At 57.9% G+C, this 17573-nt stretch carries 18 protein-coding genes and 1 pseudogene; 11 read left to right on the top strand and 8 right to left on the bottom strand.

Annotated elements, in window-relative coordinates:
- Nucleotides 1–61: 61 nt before the first annotated feature.
- The 4 genes from ABFT80_RS08100 (at nucleotide 62) to ABFT80_RS08085 (ending at nucleotide 4148) form a co-directional block, all read left to right on the top strand.
- The gene (locus tag ABFT80_RS08100) at nucleotides 62–1252 is read left to right on the top strand and encodes an amino acid ABC transporter permease (protein ID WP_347971362.1); all 1191 of its coding nucleotides are present in this window, start codon (nucleotides 62–64) and stop codon (nucleotides 1250–1252) included.
- A gap of 4 nt (nucleotides 1253–1256) precedes the next feature.
- Nucleotides 1257–2414, top strand: a complete 1158-nt coding sequence (locus tag ABFT80_RS08095) for an amino acid ABC transporter permease (RefSeq protein ID WP_347971361.1) — start codon at nucleotides 1257–1259, stop codon at nucleotides 2412–2414.
- 117 nt (nucleotides 2415–2531) lie between these two features.
- Complete coding sequence (locus ABFT80_RS08090; protein ID WP_347971360.1) at nucleotides 2532–3335, top strand: amino acid ABC transporter ATP-binding protein; 804 nt, start codon at nucleotides 2532–2534, stop codon at nucleotides 3333–3335.
- Between the two features lie 126 nt (nucleotides 3336–3461).
- Nucleotides 3462–4148, top strand: coding sequence for a TIGR02117 family protein (locus tag ABFT80_RS08085; RefSeq protein WP_347971359.1), 687 nt, complete (start codon nucleotides 3462–3464; stop codon nucleotides 4146–4148).
- Here ABFT80_RS08085 and ABFT80_RS08080 read toward each other — a convergent pair.
- Together ABFT80_RS08080 and ABFT80_RS08075 are read right to left on the bottom strand one after the other, a co-directional pair.
- Nucleotides 4130–5329 (bottom strand): FAD-dependent monooxygenase, encoded by a 1200-nt coding sequence (locus ABFT80_RS08080; protein ID WP_347971358.1) that lies wholly within the window; start codon nucleotides 5327–5329, stop codon nucleotides 4130–4132. The two genes, ABFT80_RS08085 and ABFT80_RS08080, sit on opposite strands and share 19 nt — an antisense overlap.
- A gap of 13 nt (nucleotides 5330–5342) precedes the next feature.
- On the bottom strand, nucleotides 5343–5588 hold the full coding sequence (locus ABFT80_RS08075; protein ID WP_347971357.1) for a zinc-finger domain-containing protein: 246 nt from the start codon (nucleotides 5586–5588) through the stop codon (nucleotides 5343–5345).
- Between the two features lie 220 nt (nucleotides 5589–5808).
- Between ABFT80_RS08075 and ABFT80_RS08070 the strand changes: the two genes are divergently transcribed.
- From ABFT80_RS08070 to ABFT80_RS08055, 4 genes and pseudogenes are all read left to right on the top strand, one after another.
- Nucleotides 5809–8013 carry an RNA degradosome polyphosphate kinase gene (locus ABFT80_RS08070; RefSeq protein ID WP_347971356.1) on the top strand — a complete coding sequence of 735 codons (2205 nt, stop codon included), beginning with the start codon at nucleotides 5809–5811 and terminating at the stop codon, nucleotides 8011–8013.
- Nucleotides 8013–9527 (top strand): exopolyphosphatase, encoded by a 1515-nt coding sequence (ppx, locus tag ABFT80_RS08065; RefSeq protein WP_347971355.1) that lies wholly within the window; start codon nucleotides 8013–8015, stop codon nucleotides 9525–9527. The genes ABFT80_RS08070 and ppx overlap by 1 nt, the downstream gene beginning before the upstream one ends.
- Before the next feature lie 73 nt (nucleotides 9528–9600).
- Nucleotides 9601–10233: a LysE family translocator gene (locus ABFT80_RS08060; RefSeq protein WP_347971354.1), complete on the top strand. Its 633-nt coding sequence runs from the start codon at nucleotides 9601–9603 to the stop codon at nucleotides 10231–10233.
- An 8-nt stretch (nucleotides 10234–10241) separates the two neighbouring features.
- Nucleotides 10242–10970, top strand: a pseudogene (locus ABFT80_RS08055) (class I SAM-dependent methyltransferase).
- 303 nt (nucleotides 10971–11273) lie between these two features.
- Here the strand turns inward: ABFT80_RS08055 and ABFT80_RS08050 are convergent.
- Nucleotides 11274–11672: a RidA family protein gene (locus ABFT80_RS08050; protein WP_347971353.1), complete on the bottom strand. Its 399-nt coding sequence runs from the start codon at nucleotides 11670–11672 to the stop codon at nucleotides 11274–11276.
- Nucleotides 11673–11830: 158 nt separating this feature from the next.
- On the opposite strand from ABFT80_RS08050, the gene ABFT80_RS08045 reads away from it, so the two are divergent.
- Nucleotides 11831–12424, top strand: coding sequence for a TetR/AcrR family transcriptional regulator (locus tag ABFT80_RS08045; protein ID WP_347971352.1), 594 nt, complete (start codon nucleotides 11831–11833; stop codon nucleotides 12422–12424).
- An 89-nt stretch (nucleotides 12425–12513) separates the two neighbouring features.
- On the opposite strand, the gene ABFT80_RS08040 is transcribed toward ABFT80_RS08045, so the two are convergent.
- The 3 genes from ABFT80_RS08040 to ABFT80_RS08030 form a co-directional block, all read right to left on the bottom strand.
- Nucleotides 12514–12933 (bottom strand): DoxX family protein, encoded by a 420-nt coding sequence (locus ABFT80_RS08040; RefSeq protein ID WP_347971351.1) that lies wholly within the window; start codon nucleotides 12931–12933, stop codon nucleotides 12514–12516.
- Between the two features lie 103 nt (nucleotides 12934–13036).
- Nucleotides 13037–14434: a class II fumarate hydratase gene (fumC, locus tag ABFT80_RS08035; RefSeq protein WP_347971350.1), complete on the bottom strand. Its 1398-nt coding sequence runs from the start codon at nucleotides 14432–14434 to the stop codon at nucleotides 13037–13039.
- A 96-nt stretch (nucleotides 14435–14530) separates the two neighbouring features.
- A complete protein-coding gene (locus ABFT80_RS08030; RefSeq protein ID WP_455189902.1) occupies nucleotides 14531–15244 on the bottom strand; it encodes an NIPSNAP family protein in 714 nt (237 codons plus the stop codon).
- 110 nt (nucleotides 15245–15354) lie between these two features.
- Here ABFT80_RS08030 and ABFT80_RS08025 point away from each other — a divergent pair, with 110 nt between their 5' ends.
- Complete coding sequence (locus tag ABFT80_RS08025; RefSeq protein WP_347971348.1) at nucleotides 15355–16002, top strand: TetR/AcrR family transcriptional regulator; 648 nt, start codon at nucleotides 15355–15357, stop codon at nucleotides 16000–16002.
- A gap of 131 nt (nucleotides 16003–16133) precedes the next feature.
- Here the strand turns inward: ABFT80_RS08025 and ABFT80_RS08020 are convergent, their stop codons facing one another.
- Both ABFT80_RS08020 and ABFT80_RS08015 read right to left on the bottom strand, forming a co-directional pair.
- Nucleotides 16134–16307: a CsbD family protein gene (locus tag ABFT80_RS08020; RefSeq protein ID WP_347971347.1), complete on the bottom strand. Its 174-nt coding sequence runs from the start codon at nucleotides 16305–16307 to the stop codon at nucleotides 16134–16136.
- 79 nt (nucleotides 16308–16386) lie between these two features.
- Nucleotides 16387–17019: a LysE family translocator gene (locus ABFT80_RS08015; RefSeq protein WP_347971346.1), complete on the bottom strand. Its 633-nt coding sequence runs from the start codon at nucleotides 17017–17019 to the stop codon at nucleotides 16387–16389.
- A gap of 125 nt (nucleotides 17020–17144) precedes the next feature.
- Between ABFT80_RS08015 and ABFT80_RS08010 the strand changes: the two genes are divergently transcribed.
- Entirely contained in the window at nucleotides 17145–17513 is a 369-nt protein-coding gene (locus tag ABFT80_RS08010) for a VOC family protein (protein WP_347971345.1), read from the top strand.
- Nucleotides 17514–17573 lie beyond the last annotated feature (60 nt).

The raw sequence follows: 17573 nt of genomic DNA, 5'->3' as shown, positions 1-17573 counted from the left end.
ATCTGACAGCGCCGGTCCGGGAGGCGTCCGCGCCTCCCGGTCTCCGTCAACAGGAGATTTCATGGCTTCGCAAGAAATTGCTCCTCGTACCGATAGCCCGCGCGCGTCGTTTATGAACGACCCCAAAATTCGCGGCCTCGTCTATCAGGTTCTACTTTTCGCCGTCATTATTGGTTGTGTGTACTGGATCGTCGGCAACACCGTCGAAAATCTCAGACGCGCCAATATTTCATCCGGCTTCGGCTTTCTCAACGGTCGCAGCGGCTTCGATATCAGCCAGAGCATGGTCGATTATACGTCGGATGCGCGCTATTCGCGTGCGCTGCTCGTCGGATTGCTCAACACGCTTCTGGTTGCCGCCGTCGGCATCGTGACTGCATCGATCATCGGCTTTCTGGTCGGTATCGGACGGCTTGCCAAAAATTGGCTCATCCGCAAAATCTGCATGGTCTATGTGGAGGTTTTCCGGAACATCCCGCCGCTGCTCGTCATCTTTTTCTGGTATTTCGGCGTCATCTCGGTTCTGCCGATACCGCGTGAAAGCTACGAACTGCCCTTCAATGCCTATCTGAACAATCGCGGCTTCTTCTTCCCCAAAGCTATCTGGGGTGAGGGGGCGTGGCTGATCGGCGCGGCATTGGTGCTGGCCATCGCACTGGTATGGTTCGTCATTCGCCGGGCGCGCAAGCGCCAGCAGGCGACGGGTGAGCAGTTCCCGGTTCTGTGGACGTCGCTGGGGCTTATCGTCGGCCTGCCTTTGCTGGCCTATGCGTTGGCGGGCTTCCCACTAACCTTCGATTTGCCGAAACAGTCCACCTTCAATCTGACCGGCGGCTTTCAGGTAAAACCGGAGTTTCTGGCTCTTTATCTGGCGCTTTCGTTCTACACGGCGGCATTTATCGCCGAGATCGTGCGTGCGGGCATTCTGGGCGTCAGCAAGGGCCAATCCGAAGCGTCGTTCGCGCTTGGGCTTCGTCCGGGGCAGGTGCTGCGTCTGGTGGTCATTCCCCAGGCGATGCGCATCGTCATTCCACCGCTGACCAGCCAGTATCTGAACCTGACCAAGAACTCGTCTCTGGCAATCGCCATCGGCTATCCTGATCTGGTGGCTGTCGGCGGGACGATCCTGAACCAGACCGGGCAGGCGGTCGAAGTCGTCGCCATCTGGATGGTCGTCTATCTCGGCATCAGCTTGCTGACGTCTCTCTTCATGAACTGGTTCAATTCCAGAATGGCTTTGGTGGAGAGGTAGGATCATGCAGGAACACGACCTCTCTTACGTACGCGCCGAAATGGTCAACGCTCAGACCGCACCTGCGGGCGAGCGCGGCTTCATCAAATGGGCGCGCACCAATCTTCTGGCAACGCCAGCAGACATCGTCATGACGATTGCCGGTCTGGCAATCGTGATCTTTACGATTCCGCCGCTCCTCAACTGGCTCTTCATCAATGCCCAGTGGACCGGAACGGACCGCACATTCTGCGCAACCGTTGCGCAGGGCGGAAACCAACCGGATGGCTGGACCGGTGCGTGCTGGGCGTTCGTCGGCGCGAAATACGAGCAGTTCCTGTTCGGCCGCTATTACGTCTCGGAGCGCTGGCGGGTCATTCTCGTCGGTGTCATGTGCTTTGCTCTGCTCATCCCGCTCATGATCCCCAGGGCACCGTTCAAGGTGGCGAACGCGATCCTGCTGTTCCTCGTCCTGCCAATCGTCTCGTTCTTCCTGCTTTACGGCGGGTATTTCGGGCTGGCTCGTGTCGAGACGCAGCTCTGGGGCGGGCTGATGGTTACGCTCATCCTGTCCTTTGTGGGCATTGCCGTGTCGCTGCCTCTGGGCATCGTCCTGGCACTCGGACGGCGTTCCAACCTGCCGATCGTCAAGATGGTTTGCGTCATCTTCATCGAAACCGTTCGTGGCGTTCCGCTGGTTACAGTCCTGTTCATGGCAAGCGTCATGTTCCCGCTGTTCCTGCCGGCCGGCATGACCTTCGACAAGTTCCTTCGCGCGCTCGTCGGCGTGTCGCTCTTTGCTTCGGCCTATATGGCTGAAGTTGTCCGCGGCGGCCTGCAGGCGATCCCGAAGGGGCAATATGAAGGTGCGGATTCGCTGGGGCTGAGCTACTGGCAAAAGACAGGGCTGATCGTTCTGCCGCAGGCGTTGAAGCTGGTCATTCCCGGCATCGTCAACACCTTCATCGGCCTCTTCAAGGATACCAGCCTCGTCTACATCATCGGCATGTTCGACCTGCTCGGCATCATCCGCCAGAATTTTGCGGATGCAAACTGGGCAACAGCACAGACCCCGATGACCGGGCTTGTCTTCGCAGGCTTCATCTTCTGGATCTTCTGCTTCGGCATGTCCCGCTATTCGATCTATATGGAACGAAGGCTGGACACCGGGCACAAGCGTTAAAGGCGTTGCCGGGAGCGTAGGGGCGCTCCCGGAAAAAGACGTGAAATCAAGTAATTGGAGCCGGTTCTCGATTCAGTGCAATCAGACCGGCACCAGGTCACGAAAGGGAACCGGGCCATGGCTATAGAAAATGCAGTCAGCGCGGAAGAAATCGATGTAGATCGCGCCAAGATGCAGATTTCCGATACGGATGTCGCCATCGAAATCATCGGCATGCACAAATGGTATGGTGATTTCCATGTGCTGCGCGACATCAATCTGAAGGTCATGCGCGGCGAGCGCATCGTCGTCTGCGGGCCTTCGGGCTCCGGCAAATCGACGGCGATCCGCTGCATCAACCGTCTGGAAGAACACCAGAAGGGCCAGATCATAGTGGATGGCAAGGAACTCACCAACGATCTGAAAAAGATCGACGAGGTCCGCCGCGAAGTCGGCATGGTGTTCCAGCACTTCAATCTGTTTCCGCATCTGACGATTCTGGAAAACTGCACGCTGGCACCCATCTGGGTGCGCAAGACGCCGAAGAAGCAGGCCGAGGAAATGGCCATGCACTTCCTTGAGCGCGTCAAAATTCCTGAGCAGGCCAACAAATATCCAGGCCAGCTTTCGGGCGGTCAGCAGCAGCGCGTGGCGATTGCCCGCTCGCTCTGCATGAACCCGCGCATCATGCTGTTCGACGAGCCGACCTCTGCACTCGATCCCGAAATGATCAAGGAAGTGCTGGAAACGATGGTCGGCCTTGCCGAAGAAGGCATGACGATGATCTGTGTGACCCACGAAATGGGCTTCGCCCGCAAGGTTGCCAACCGCGTGATCTTCATGGATCAGGGCCAGATCGTCGAGCAGAACACGCCAGCCGAGTTCTTCGACAACCCGCAACACGAACGTACCAAGCTGTTCCTCAGCCAGATCCTGCATTGATCATGGATGCCGGAAGATGTCCGGCGCGAGTTACGAGAAGCCCGGTCAGTTTCTGGCCGGGTTTTTTGTTGTTTGATGGCTGGATATGGTGAGCCTCGAAGGACGCACCTGATCGGAACGGCTTGAATGAAACGTTTCCTCCGCCTCATAGGCGCACTCTTTCTGGCGATAATCCTCGCCATCACCCTCGGAACATTCCTCCCACGCCCATTTTTCGAAGCCGAAAAAAGCGTCACCTCCCGTCGCATCCTAATCCTAACCAACCCGATCCACACCGACATCGCCATCCCCATCGACACCGAACTGCTGACCCGCTTCGACTTTCTGCACAAAGCCGGAATGCCCGTCGATCTCCCGCAGGCGCGCTATCTGATTTTTGGGTGGGGAAGCCGCGCGTTTTACATCGGCACGCCGACATGGTCCGATCTCACCGCTGCAAACGCCTTCAAGGCGCTGACCGTCGACAGTTCGGCCATGCATGTCGAACTCGCGGGCGACATTCCCGAACCGAACCCCGTCGTCTCCGGCTACGATCTCGATGAAGCTGGCTATCAGCGACTTCTCGCCTTCATCGAGCAAACTTTTCAGCAGGGAGCCGACGGGCCTGAACTGATCGAAGGTGCCGCCTATGGCGAATACGATGCGTTTTTCGAGGCCAAGGGCTATTTCAACGCGATCGTCGGGTGCAACACGTGGACTGCAGGAGCATTGCGTGCGGCTGGCTTGCAAACCGGCTGGTGGAACCCGCTGCCGATCACGCTCAATTACTCGCTAAGCCTGCACAATTTTGCGGTTCAGTCGCCCCGGCCATAAAGCCAGTCCATATCGGCAGCGAGTTTTTCAGGCGAGCGCGTCTTCAAGACGAGATTACGGGCCATCGCAATCGGCCCTTTTGCCTGCCATGCGAAATGGTTGAAAGCACCCCGCCGCGCAACGCGCTCTATGCGTGGCCTTCGCGATGCCTCCCAACCGGCAAGGGCCGTGGGCAGATCGCCCGTCAAACCAGCAACCGCATCCGCCAGCGTCTCCGCGTCTTCGATTGCCATCGCAGCACCCTGCGCCGCAAAAGGCGTCATCGCGTGCGCCGCATCGCCGATCAGCGCCAGTCCCGGCACGGTCCAGTGCGTTTTCGGATCGACCGTATGGATCGGCCATGCAACCCAAGGCCCGGCGTTTTCCGCCAGACGGGAAAGGGCCGGTGCGGTGTTGCGCATTGCCTGTTTCAGGACAGAAACATCGGCTGCACCCGACCAGTCTTCTGCAATGCGCTGACCGGGGGTGAAGGCAACGAGGTTGAACGCAGCACCGCCGCGCACCGGATAGGCGATCAGGTGGAAGCCTGAATGCAGGAATGCGGTCACAGAATCAGCCGCCCCCATATCCCGCAGCGCTTGCGCCTCGGCACTTTTACCGTCCAGAACGGTGCGCCACGCAAGCTCGCCGGAAAACCGGCTCTTTTCATAAGGCCCGGTCAGGCCACGCAGCCGCGACCACACTCCATCGGCGGCAATGAGCAACTGCCCATTTTCCCGCTCGCTTTCTCCAGCGCGAAGCACATCAACACTTACACCATCCAAAAGGCGCATGCCGGTGATAGTTGCATCTGTAACTATCTCGATCGAGGCCTGGCGCGATGCAACTTCAAGCAAAGCCGCCTGCAAATCCGCACGGTGGGCGACGATGTAGGGAGCACCCCAGCGCTTTTCCTGCGCAGGGCCAAGCGCCACCCGCGCCAGTTCTTTAAGCGTTTTCGCGTCGCGCAAAATGATTGAATGCGGCTTTACCGCCTTGGGCAGCAGCCCATCGAGAACGCCGAGCTTTCTCAGGATTCGTGTCGCATTGGGTGAGATTTGAATGCCCGCGCCGACCTCTTCAAAGCGCGCGGACCGCTCGAACACCCGAACGTGAAAGCCGCGCATCGCAAAGGCGAGCGCGGCGGTCAAGCCGGCAATTCCGGCGCCTGCTATGAGGATTGGTTTGGCGGAAACGCCCATTAGGTCCGGTGGCTTACGCCGCGCGAACCACGTAGAGGCAATCTTCCGGGCGCGTTTCGCTGGCTTTCAGCGCGCCGTTGAAACGATAGAGCGTCGAGCAATAGGGGCAGACTTTTTCGCTGTCGCCGCCCATGTCGAGAAACACATGCGGATGATCGAAGGGCGGATTTGCGCCCACGCACATGAATTCCTTCACGCCGATTTCGATGAGGCTGTGGCCTGCATCATTCTGGAAATGGGGAATGGAACCGCCAGCCATCCTGTTCTCCTTCGACTGTTGAAGCGGCCTAAGCCGCCTGTAAGATGCGTTTGGATCATAAAAGTCTTCTTTGCAAGCCATGTGAAATGAAACTGTCGCAAAAGCCTGTCACCAGATAAATTGAGCCGGGTAATCGGCGCGAAGCTTAATGCTGAAAAGCCGCAGGCTTTTTGGGCTATGTTCATGCGATAAAGCAAAGAAGAATGAGAGGCGAAGCGAGATGACGGAACTGAAGCCGGTGCAAACGGAGTTCGTGGCGGCAGGCGTGGCTGAGGGAGACGCGCTCGGCAACCCCGATCGTTTCGTCAATCGCGAGTTTTCGTGGCTCCAGTTCAACCGAAGAGTGCTGGAACAGGCGCTGAACGAAAAGCATCCGCTTCTGGAGCGGGTGCGTTTCCTTTCGATCTCGGCGGGCAATCTCGATGAGTTCTTCATGGTCCGCGTCGCCGGTCTTGCCGGTCAGGTCCGCGAGGGTATTTCGATCAAGAGCCCGGATGGCCGCACGCCCGAACAGCAGCTCGACCAGTTGCTTCTGGAAGTCGAGCGCCTGCAGGAAGACCAGCAGAAATGCTTTTCAGACCTCGTCGCGCTCATGAAAAAAGAGCGTATCGAAAGCATCACCGCAGATGCGCTGACCAAGGAGGAGCGCGCCTGGCTGGAAGAGCATTTTCTGGAGCAGGTTTTTCCGGTGCTGACGCCGCTTTCCATCGATCCGGCGCATCCGTTTCCGTTCATCCCCAATCTCGGCTTTTCCATTGCTCTGCAGCTTGGCCATCGCCGCACCGGCGAGCAGATGACAGCGCTGCTGCGCCTGCCTGTTGCGCTGCGCCGCTACATTCGCCTGCCCGACCGCAAGACCTGCGTTCGCTTCATTCCCATCGAGGAAACGGTGAACCTCTTCATCGGCAAATTGTTTCCCGGCTATGAGGTGAAGGGTTCCGGCACCTTCCGCATCATTCGAGACAGCGATATCGAGGTCGAGGAAGAATCCGAAGATCTCGTCCAACTGTTCGAAACCGCACTGAAACGCCGCCGTCGCGGCTCGGTCATCCGCATCGAGTTCGACGGCCAGATACCGGAAAATCTGAGGGATTTTGTCGCCAGCGAGCTCGGCGTTCAGTCGAACCGTGTCAGCGTGTTGAGCGGCCCTCTGGCGCTAAACCAGATTTCGGAAATCGTCGCCGTCGCGCGCGACGATTTGAAATTCGAGCCCTACAACCCGCGCTTTCCAGAGCGCATCCGCGATCATCGCGGCGATTGTTTTGCGGCGATCCGCGAGAAGGACATCGTCGTCCACCATCCTTACGAATCCTTCGACGTCGTGGTCCAGTTCCTGCGCCAGGCAGCGGCAGACCCGGAAGTGGTGGCGATCAAGCAGACGCTTTACCGCACATCGAATGACAGCCCCATCGTGCGCGCGCTGGTCGATGCGGCGGAGGCTGGAAAGTCAGTCACCGCACTCGTCGAGCTGAAGGCGCGCTTCGATGAAGAAGCAAACATCCGTTGGTCGCGCGATCTGGAGCGCGCCGGCGTTCAAGTCGTCTTCGGCTTCCTCGAATTGAAGACCCACGCGAAAATGTCGCTCGTGGTGCGCCGGGAAGAGGGGCGTCTGCGCAATTACGTCCACCTCGGCACCGGCAATTACCACCCGATCACGGCGCGCATCTACACCGATCTGTCCTTCTTTACGACCGATCCGAAGGTCGCGCGCGACGTCGCTCAAATCTTCAATTTCATCACCGGCTATGCCGAACCAGCCGAGCAGATGAGCGTAGCACTTTCGCCCTACACGCTGCGCAGCCGAATTCTGACGCATATCGAGGAAGAAATCGCCCATGCCCGCGAAGGGCACCCGGCGCGCATCTGGATGAAGATGAATTCGCTGGTCGATCCCACCATCATCGATGCGCTTTACGATGCCAGTCGCGCCGGTGTGGAAATCGATCTCGTCGTGCGCGGCATTTGCTGCCTCAGGCCGCAGGTGCCGGGTCTTTCGGAAAACATCCGCGTGAAATCTATCGTCGGGCGCTTCCTTGAACACAGCCGGATTTACTGCTTCGGCAATGGCCACGGCCTGCCTTCAGACGAGGCGATCATCTATATAAGTTCGGCGGATTTGATGCCGCGAAACCTTGATCGGCGCGTCGAATGCATGGTCCCGATCACCAATCCGACTGTGCATGAACAGATTTTGGGGCAGATCATGCTCGGAAACATCATGGACAACCAGCAAAGTTTCGAAGTATTGCCAGACGGTACGTCCAGATGGATAACTTTGGACGAGGGCGAAGAACCGTTCAACGCGCAGGAATATTTCATGACAAATCCAAGCTTGTCGGGACGCGGTGATGCATTGAAATCGCACGCACCCAAGCGGATTGCGCAATTCAAACGTCGCAAGAAATCCGGGCCAACGCCTAGCTGATGATTGGGATGTCTCAGGGCCGGTTACAGGACCGGCAGCCGATTTCGATTATCGACATCGGATCAAACTCTATTCGCCTTGTCGTCTATGAGGGGATCGCGCGATCCCCGACGGTGCTTTTCAACGAAAAGATGCTGGCTGGTCTGGGGCGTGGAATCGTCTCAACCGGCAAGCTCGACCCGGAAGCGGTAACGCGGGCGGTGGAAGAGTTCCGCCGCTTTCGCGCGTTGTCCGATCAAGCTGGCTCGGAAGTGCTGCACGTCATCGCGACCGCTGCTGCCCGCGAGGCCGAAAACGGGCCGGACTTCATCAAGCGCGCGCAGGATATTCTCAAAACCCCGATCCGGGTTCTGAGCGGGCGCGAGGAAGCCTATTACTCCGCACTCGGCGTTATTTCGGCGTTCCATTCGGCGGATGGCATCGCGGGCGATCTCGGTGGCGGCAGCCTGGAACTTGTCGATGTTCGCGGCGAGGTCATTGGCGAGGGCATCACGCTGCCGCTCGGCGGGCTGCGCCTGCAGGATATGTCGAAGAACTCGCCGGTAAATGCAGCCAAGATCGCCAAGACCGAGTTGTCGCGCGCCAAGCTTCTTGAGGCAGGCGAGGGCAGGCCGTTCTATGCGGTCGGTGGCACATGGCGAAATCTGGCGCGGCTTCACATGAACGCTGTCGGCTATCCGCTCAGCGTCATGCACCATTATGAAATGGACATCGAGAAATCCGCCGATTTTCTAAAACAGGTCGCCGCGGGCAATATCGACAAGATGAAGGGCATAGACGGGGTTTCCAAGAACCGCCGCTCGCTTCTGCCCTATGGCGCGGCTGTGCTGTTGCAGATCATCGCCTCGATGAAGCCGTCGAAAATCGTCGTTTCGGCGCTCGGTGTGCGCGAAGGTTTCCTTTATTCGCTGCTTTCGCAGGAAGAACGCCGCATCGACCCGTTGATTTCGGCCTCGGAAGAACTCGCCCGGCTTCGTGCGCGCTCATACACCCACGCGCGCGAATTGGTCGAATGGACCCGAAATTCCTTCGAGGCGTTCGGGGTGGACGAAACCGAGGACGAGGCGCGCTATCGTCATTCGGCCTGCCTTCTGGCCGACATTGGCTGGCGCGCGCATCCCGAATATCGCGGCATGCAATCGCTCAACATCATCGCGCATGCGTCTTTCATCGGTGTGGATCATCCCGGCCGCGTCTATCTGGCACTCGCCAATCTCTATCGTCATGAAGGCATCTTCAACGATGATGCGGCAAAGGAACTTCGGAGCCTTGCGCCGCAACGCTATCTGGAGCGCGCACGCCTGCTCGGCGGCCTGATGCGCGTCGTCTATCTGCTCTCGGCTTCCATGCCGGGCGTCATCCCGCTTCTGAAATGGGAGCAGCGCGGCGACAAGCTGGCCTTGGTCATCCCCGCCTCGCATGCCGGGCTTTACGGCGAACGGCCCGCCGCGCGCATGACGCAACTGGCCAAGATGACCGACAGGAAGCTGGAACTCGTCGTCGACAAGTTCTGATTTCGGCCGGTGCGCTTTAATCCGGTCGTGAACCGCTTTAGGATCGGTGCCTGAATTGGCAATGGAGACTGCAATGCCGAGTGTGGAATTGCTGATAGCGTTCGTCGTCACGACATCGATTTTTGCCTTTATCCCCGGACCTTCCATGCTTTATGCGGCGGCGCAGACGATGGCGGGCGGACGGCGATCCGGCTTTATGGCAACGCTTGGTATTCATGTCGGCTGCTATGTGCATGTGATCGCGGCTGCTGCCGGGCTTTCGATCCTTTTCCACGCGGTTCCGACACTTTATCTTGCCGTGAAGCTGGCGGGTGCGGCCTATTTGATCTGGCTGGGCATTGCGTTGTTGAGAACCAGGGTCACAGGCGAAACGGGCATTCCCGTCATCAAGCCGAAATCGGCGCGCAGGGCTTTTGCCGAAAGCATGACAGTCGAAGTTCTGAACCCGAAAACGGCCATCTTCTTTCTGGCGTTCCTGCCGCAATTCATCGACGCGACGGCTTCGTTTCCCGTCTGGGTTCAGTTCCTGATTTTGGGAACGATCGTCAACATAATGTTTTCTTTCGCGGATGTGGTCTGCGTGATGCTCGCAGGCGCGGTGATCGAAAAATTGCGCCATTCAAGCCGGGTCCAGAACATGATGCAGCGCGCGGGCGGAGCCATACTTGTCGGGCTCGGCGTCCACGTGGCGCTCCAGAGAAGCTGACCGGATCCATGGCACAGAACATTTACGATCAGCCCGATTTCTATGAGGGATACGGCCAGTTGCCGCGCTCCCTCTATGGGCTGGACGGTGCCGCCGAATGGGCGTCGATCCGCGCGCTTCTTCCCGATCTCAAGGGCAAGAAGATCATCGATCTCGGCTGCGGTTTCGGTTGGTTCTGCCGCTAGGCAGCAGAGCATGGCGCCGGGAGCGTCAAAGGGCTGGACCTGTCGGAAAACATGCTTGCAAGGGCGCGGCGCGACACGACAAGCCCGACTGTCTCTTACGAAATCGCCGATCTGGACACGCTCGAACTGCCAAGCAGCAGCTTCGATTTCGCCTATAGCTCCCTTACGTTTCATTATGTCGAGGATTTCGCCCGCCTCATGCGGGTCGTTTATGATGCGCTTGTCCCCAATGGTCGTTTCGTCTTCACTGTCGAGCATCCGATCTACATGGCTCCATCGCATCCCGGATGGGTTGTCGATGAGCACGGCAACAGGATCTGGCCGGTCGATAACTATTCCGTCGAGGGCGAACGCCGCACCGACTGGCTGGCCAAGGGCGTCATCAAACACCACCGCACGATCGGCACAACACTGAATACGCTGATCGACACCGGTTTTCAGATTGACCGCGTCGTGGAGTGGCGCCCGACCGAAGAGCAAATCCGCCAGCAGCCGGAACTGGACATCGAAAAGGATCGCCCGATGATCCTCATCGTTTCGGTTCACAGGTGAGTAAATGCGGACGCGTTGACTAAGCGGTTCCTGTTTGATGGCATCACGAGGCGCCCCCCTCTGTCCTGCCGGACATCTCCCCCACGGGTGGGGAGATTGACTGACACAACTCTCCGCTTTCATTCTGCAACGACTGCAATTGGTGCCGCGCTTTGATGATGGGGCAATCTCCCCACCTGTGGGGGAGATGCCCGGCAGGGCAGAGGGGGGTGCCTCGCGATTCCATCAAAACATGAATCGCCCTAAACAAAGCCCGTATTACTCTCTGGCCTTGACTGAAATTGGGAGTTTCACGACGGGGAATTACACATCCGTCGGAATGCGGGCGATGACTTTGATCTCGAAGTCGAAGCCGGCAAGCCAGTTCACGCCGATTGCGGTCCAGTTCGGGTAGGGCTTCTCGCTGAACATCTGTTGTTTGACATTCATGACCGCTCCGAACTGCTTTTCCGGGTCCGTATGGAAGGTGGTCACATCCACGATGTCGTCCAATGTGCAACCCGCCGCGGCCAGCGTGGCTTTCAGGTTCTGGAAGGCCAGTTGAACCTGACGTTCAAAATCAGGCTCTGGCGTTCCATCGGAACGGCTTCCAACCTGCCCGGAAACGAACAGAAGGTCGCCGGATCGAATGGCTGCTGAATAACCATGCTCTTCGTAAAGGGCATGTCTGTCGGCTGGAAAAATAGCTTCACGCTTGGTCATTTTCGATCTCGCTTTATCGTGGTTGCCGCATCCGATGAGGGAGCGTGTGCTTCACATGCTGCCGCATTTCATATACGTTGCGTATATGAATGAAATATCGGGTATGCGAAGCGGATGTCAAGTTCGTATACGCTGCGTATGTGAAATTTGGGGATGAAATGGCAAAGCGACGGATCGAAATGATGGAGGAAAACCGCGCCAAGCTGATCGCGGCTGCGCGGAAAGCCTTTGCCGAAAAGGGATATTCCAGCGCTTCCATGGATGATCTGACCGCCGAAGCCGGTCTCACGCGCGGCGCGCTTTATCATAATTTCGGAGATAAACGCGGGCTTCTGGCCGCCGTTGTAGAGCAGATCGATTCTGAAATGGCATCACGCGCTCAGGAGATCGGAGCGCGGGCGGGCGATGATTGGCAAGGCTTGCTGGCTGAGGGTGCGGCCTATATCGAAATGGCGCTCGATCCGGAAGTGCAACGCATCGTCCTGCTCGACGGACCGGCGGTTCTGGGCGATCCATCCAAATGGCCCAGCCAGAGCGCTTGTCTGCAAGTGACAAAGGAAGCGCTGGAGCGGCTTATCTCGGATGGGATTCTCAAGCCGGTCGACGCGGACGCTGCGTCCCGGCTTTTATGCGGTGCCGCACTCAACGCAGCACTTTGGGTCGCCGCCAGTGACAATCCGCAGGAAGTATTGCCGAACGCCGTCGAGGTCTTTCAATCGCTGGCGACCGGTCTTCTCATAAATCGCGCGTGAACTCTCTACGACAAAACAAAAAAGGCATTCTGCGCTGGCTTTGCGCAGAATGCCTTCTCAATATACCGTCCGCGTTATAGAGCGCGGTATCAGCCGCGGCGTCCGTCGATCGAAAGCGCGCCTGCGCCCACTGCGGCAAGAACCAGAAAGCCGCCTGCGATAGCAAAGTTTTTCTGCAGCATCAGGGCATTGCCGGCCTGCGAGAAGTCGAGATGCGCGACTACGGTTGCACCCACCGTGAAGAGGGCGAGCACGATGGCCGCGATACGGGTCTTGAAGCCGACCAGGACGGCGAGGCCGCCGAGGAGTTCGACAAGGCCGACGACGACGGCGGTGACAGTCGGTACCGGCAGGCCGAGGCTTTCGAAGAAGCCGGCAGTGCCTGCAATTGCCGTCAGCTTCGAGAAGCCTGCGAGAATGAACAGGATGGACAGCAGTACGCGTCCGACAAGGATAAATGCGGACGCGTTCGAGGCCAGGCCCGAGTTGGTCGCTGTTGCGGTGGTCATTGGAATATCTCTCCGAGGATTAAACTCCCGCAGAATATACCAAATCCCAATCGTTCACCAAAGATGGTGAAATGACGACAGATTGTTCACTATTCCCGCGCGATCAGCCCGGGCGTGTCATGTCTTCCGGGCGCACCAGCCGGTCATAATCGGCTTCCGTCACAAGGCCGGTCGCAAGCGCTTCTTCGCGCAGCGTCGAGCCGTTCTTATGGGCGGTCTTGGCGATTTTCGCGGCATTGTCGTAGCCGATGGTCGGCGCGAGTGCCGTCACCAGCATCAGCGAGCGTTCGAGGGCTGCCTTGATATTGTCCTCGCGCGCCTCGATACCGACCACGCAATTGTCGGTAAACGAGATCGCGGCATCCGCCAGAAGCTGCACGGATTGCAGGAAATTATAGGCCATCAGCGGGTTGTAGACGTTGAGCTCGAAATGGCCCTGGCTGCCTGCGAAGGTGATCGCAGCATTGTTGCCGAATACCTGCACGCAAACCTGCGTCAGCGCTTCGCACTGGGTCGGGTTGACCTTGCCGGGCATGATCGACGAGCCGGGCTCGTTTTCGGGCAGGGAGAGTTCGCCGAGGCCGGAGCGCGGGCCGGAACCGAGGAAGCGGATGTCGTTGGCGATCTTGAAAAGTGCCGCCGCTGCCGCATTGATCGCGCCATGGCTGAACACCATCGCATCATGGGCCGCCAGCGCTTCGAACTTGTTCGGCGCGGTGATGAAGGGCAGCTTGGTGATCTTGGCGATGCGCTTTGCGACTTTTTCGTCAAAGCCGATCGGTGCGTTAAGGCCGGTGCCGACGGCGGTGCCGCCCTGCGCAAGCTCGTAAAGGCCCGAAAGCGTCAGTTCGATGCGCTTGATCGATGAGGCAACCTGCGCGGCATAGCCGGAGAATTCCTGACCGAGCGTCAGCGGAGTTGCATCCTGCGTATGGGTGCGGCCGATCTTGACGATCTTGGCGAATTTCTTGGTCTTCTTTTCCAGCGCCTTATGCAGATGCTTGAGGGCGGGCAGCAGATCGCGCACGATCCGTTCCGCGCAGGCGATGTGCATCGCTGTCGGGTAGGTGTCGTTCGACGACTGGCTCATATTGACGTGGTCGTTCGGGTGCACGGGCTTCTTCGAACCCATCTCGCCGCCCAGCATTTCGATGGCGCGGTTCGAAATCACCTCATTCGCATTCATGTTCGACTGCGTGCCGGAGCCGGTCTGCCAGACGACCAGCGGGAAATGTTCGTCCAACTTGCCGTCGATCACTTCCTGCGCGGCTTCGACGATGGCATCGCCAACCTTCCTGTCGAGACGCTTCAATTCCATATTGGCTTCGGCCGCAGCGCGCTTGACGATACCCAGCGCACGAACGACCGAAAGCGGCTGCTTTTCCCAGCCGATCTTGAAATTGCCGAGCGATCGTTGCGCCTGCGCACCCCAGTAGCGATCCGTCGCCACTTCGATGGGGCCGAACGTATCGGTTTCGGTTCTGGTCTTGGAAGCGCTCACGGCGATTTCTCCGGATTATTCAAGGTTGGCAACGGCCTACCGCGTTGCACAACCAGCTTCAAGTGGAGAATGGCGCGATGGACAACCCTAATCGGTTCAAAGAAGCGAACGGGTGGTTGGAGAAAGGACCAGTCGTTCCGAAGGCTTGGAAAAATGCGTCTTCAGAGACGGAAATTCATCGAGCGCCTGCATGTAATCGGAGACAGACTGCTGATCGTTGAAGCGGGAGAAAGCGACAAAGACGTTTTCATTTGCACGCACGGGAAGGCGCGGGAATGTGTTTTCGGAATGCTCGCTCACGAACGCGCCGATGAGCTTCGCGCCATGCTTACCGTAAAGGGGAAGGACGGTTTGCTTCCATAAATCTGCAAAAACGCCTTCCTGTTCTTGAGATAAATGGAAGATTTCAGCGAGAAAAATCGCGTTTTCGGCCTCTCCGCGTTGCGCATTCTCAAGATCGAAGCCCGCATCTTTCCAGGCGGGTCGCAGCAGAAGCACATCGTCGGAATCGATCATCGTCGCATTGGCCGCATGTTTGTGTGCCGCCCAGACAGACCCGCCATAGAAGGCGGCAAGCGCTTCGCGCCGATGCTCCATGGTCTCGAAACCGCGGAGCCATACGAAATGGTCCGGCCGGTTCAAGTCGCGAAACTGGCCGATGATTTTCATGCCGGTTTCTTCCTGCGACTCGACAAAGTTCATGTCGAAAAGGTCGATCAGCTCATCGCGCCTGCCGGGATGCAGCGTGTATTGCCGCAGTTCCACGATCGGCGAAAATCGCACAGTCTCGGATTTCAAATTAAAACTCATGCTCTTGCTTTCTAAAAAACAAACCGGTTGACCTGTTTTATATAAACAAACCGGTTGCCCGGTTTTGTCAATCTGGTATTTTCTGAAAATCGCTTTTGTTGAGACGAATAATGACAAAACAGCCTGTCGAACGAACCCGCACAAATGACCCGGATGGCACGCGCCGAAGGGTGCTCGAATTTGCCGAAAAGGCATTTCAGGAGAGGGGATACAACGCGACCAGCCTCGGCGATCTCATGAAAGCGGCAGGCGTATCGGGCGGCGCGCTGCATTATCATTTCAGGAATAAGAAGGCGATCGGCCTCGCCGTCATCAACGAGCGTGTCGCGGCCGCTGTCGATGAAACATGGATCGTGCCGGTTTCCGAGGCGTCTTCGGCAAGGGATGGGGTTCGGTCGGTTTTTGAAGCCGTGGCTGCCGAACTCGATGCGCAGGGCTTCGTTCGCGGCTGCCCGCTCAACAATCTCTCACATGAATTGTCGCTTGCCGATCCTGATTTTCGCTCTGCCTTGGCTGAAGTTTTCGCGAAATGGCGCGGAGCCATCACCGAAAAAGTGAAAAACGATCAGAAAAACGGGCTGGAAAGCCGGGAAACCGATGCGGAACGCTTCGCTATCCGCACCATCGCGACCTATTCGGGAGCAATGTCTATGGCGAAAGTTGAGCAAAATTCCGATGCGCTGAGACAATGCTTGGCTGGAATGGCTCACCGCGAGGACACGGATCAAGTTTCCGTTGCGCGCATCAGGCAACTTTAGAGCGGTCCCTGTTTTGAGGGGGGCGCTGTCCCGCCGGCGTTTCTATCTAAAATTGAACCGCTCCAACGAAAAAGCCCCTCGCAACATCGACTGCAAGAGGCTTTTGTAGAACTGGTTAGATGGGCGTAAAATCAGCGCTTTACTTTTTCCTTGGCGTCGCCAAAGCCCTTCTGGACCTTGCCTGCAACCTTTTCGACCTTGCCTTTGGCTTCGGTTTTCTTCGAGCCGGTAAGCTTGCCCGCTGCTTCCTTCACCGCGCCGCTTGCCTGTTTTGCAGCACCCTTGACCTGATCTTTGTTCACCATCACGCTTTTCCTTTGTGAGCCGCCGTCAGTTCGGCACTCGATAACGGTGGTGCAGGCGATTTGGTTGCAAAAGGGATGCCTAGCTGGCGCGGCGGTAGAATGCGAGCGAACCGGCCAGCATCAGCAACATGCTGCCGCATATGCGGTCCAGCCACAGCGCACCGGATTTCTTCAGCACCCGCACCGCCTGCGAACCGAGCAGGGCATAACCGAACATAACGATGAAATCCGTCGATGCGAAGACCACGGCCAGGATGGCGTATTGCGGCACTTGCGGCGATGATGGTGTGATGAACTGCGGCAGGAAGGCGGAAACGAAAAGATAGCCCTTCGGATTGGTCACGGCGACGAGAAAGCTTTTCAGAAAGATGGAGCGGGCCGAGCCGGACCCATTATAGGCGGTGCCGTGCAGCGTCTCGTCCAGCGAGCCTTTCGAGCGCAAAAGCATGATGCCGAGGAAAGTCAGGTAGCCGACGCCGATCCATTTCACCACCGAGAACCAGAATTCCGACGCCGCGAGCAGTGCGCCAAGCCCGAGCGCCGCGGCGCCCACCAGAATGAAATCCGAAGTCACAGCACCCGCCATGCCCGCCAGGGCGCGACGAATGCCGAAGCGCGAGCCATTTGTGAGCGCCAAAAGCACGGTCGGGCCGGGCGTTGCGATGGCTACGAATGAAACGAATGCGAAAGCCAGAATTGTAAGTCCGGACATGTTCCCCACCGAAATGATTGTCACGCCGCATAGGCGGAAAGCCGATGATAGCAGGGACTTAAAGCGTCTGCGATGGAATTGATGCGCCGGATGTCTTATGGGCGGGTTCACGCCAAGGATCAGATATGAGTAACGAAAACCCGATCTCCGCCGTGCTCGTGCATGTAAGCGACGTGCCTGAAGCGATCCGATGGTATCGGCGCGCATTTCCTCATGCGGTGCTGGAGCGGTTGGATGCTTTCGATTTCGAATTTCTGCGGCTCGGCTCCGTCTGCCTCGAAATCGTAAATGCGGACGAAAAAGTCGGGGCAGGGCCGAATGGCTCGGTGGTTTACTGGCAGGTCGATGATTTCGATAAGGCGCTGGAGCATTTTTTGAGCGTCGGCGCTATGCTTTATCGCGGCCCGCTGGAAATCCAGAACGGCCTCAATATGTGCCAGGTCCGCGATCCCTGGGGAAACTGCATCGGCCTGCGCGGTCTGCGTATAGCTTAAAAACAAAAACGCTTCCCGCATCGCAAAAAGAGATGGGGAAGCGTTTTTTGTCTTCCGCTT

This window comes from Foliimonas ilicis (assembly GCF_039939195.1).
GTDB lineage: Bacteria > Pseudomonadota > Alphaproteobacteria > Rhizobiales > Rhizobiaceae > Foliimonas > Foliimonas ilicis.
This window is presented reverse-complemented; position numbering and strand designations above follow the sequence as displayed.

Coding starts and splice junctions, on each gene's coding strand:
- ABFT80_RS08100 (WP_347971362.1), top strand. CDS start 62: ATGGCTTCGCAAGAAATTGCTCCTCGTACCGATAGCCCGCGCGCGTCG.
- ABFT80_RS08095 (WP_347971361.1), top strand. CDS start 1,257: ATGCAGGAACACGACCTCTCTTACGTACGCGCCGAAATGGTCAACGCT.
- ABFT80_RS08090 (WP_347971360.1), top strand. CDS start 2,532: ATGGCTATAGAAAATGCAGTCAGCGCGGAAGAAATCGATGTAGATCGC.
- ABFT80_RS08085 (WP_347971359.1), top strand. CDS start 3,462: ATGAAACGTTTCCTCCGCCTCATAGGCGCACTCTTTCTGGCGATAATC.
- ABFT80_RS08080 (WP_347971358.1), bottom strand. CDS start 5,329: ATGGGCGTTTCCGCCAAACCAATCCTCATAGCAGGCGCCGGAATTGCC.
- ABFT80_RS08075 (WP_347971357.1), bottom strand. CDS start 5,588: ATGGCTGGCGGTTCCATTCCCCATTTCCAGAATGATGCAGGCCACAGC.
- ABFT80_RS08070 (WP_347971356.1), top strand. CDS start 5,809: ATGACGGAACTGAAGCCGGTGCAAACGGAGTTCGTGGCGGCAGGCGTG.
- ppx (WP_347971355.1), top strand. CDS start 8,013: ATGATTGGGATGTCTCAGGGCCGGTTACAGGACCGGCAGCCGATTTCG.
- ABFT80_RS08060 (WP_347971354.1), top strand. CDS start 9,601: ATGCCGAGTGTGGAATTGCTGATAGCGTTCGTCGTCACGACATCGATT.
- ABFT80_RS08050 (WP_347971353.1), bottom strand. CDS start 11,672: ATGACCAAGCGTGAAGCTATTTTTCCAGCCGACAGACATGCCCTTTAC.
- ABFT80_RS08045 (WP_347971352.1), top strand. CDS start 11,831: ATGGCAAAGCGACGGATCGAAATGATGGAGGAAAACCGCGCCAAGCTG.
- ABFT80_RS08040 (WP_347971351.1), bottom strand. CDS start 12,933: ATGACCACCGCAACAGCGACCAACTCGGGCCTGGCCTCGAACGCGTCC.
- ABFT80_RS08030 (WP_455189902.1), bottom strand. CDS start 15,244: ATGAGTTTTAATTTGAAATCCGAGACTGTGCGATTTTCGCCGATCGTG.
- ABFT80_RS08025 (WP_347971348.1), top strand. CDS start 15,355: ATGACAAAACAGCCTGTCGAACGAACCCGCACAAATGACCCGGATGGC.
- ABFT80_RS08020 (WP_347971347.1), bottom strand. CDS start 16,307: ATGGTGAACAAAGATCAGGTCAAGGGTGCTGCAAAACAGGCAAGCGGC.
- ABFT80_RS08015 (WP_347971346.1), bottom strand. CDS start 17,019: ATGTCCGGACTTACAATTCTGGCTTTCGCATTCGTTTCATTCGTAGCC.
- ABFT80_RS08010 (WP_347971345.1), top strand. CDS start 17,145: ATGAGTAACGAAAACCCGATCTCCGCCGTGCTCGTGCATGTAAGCGAC.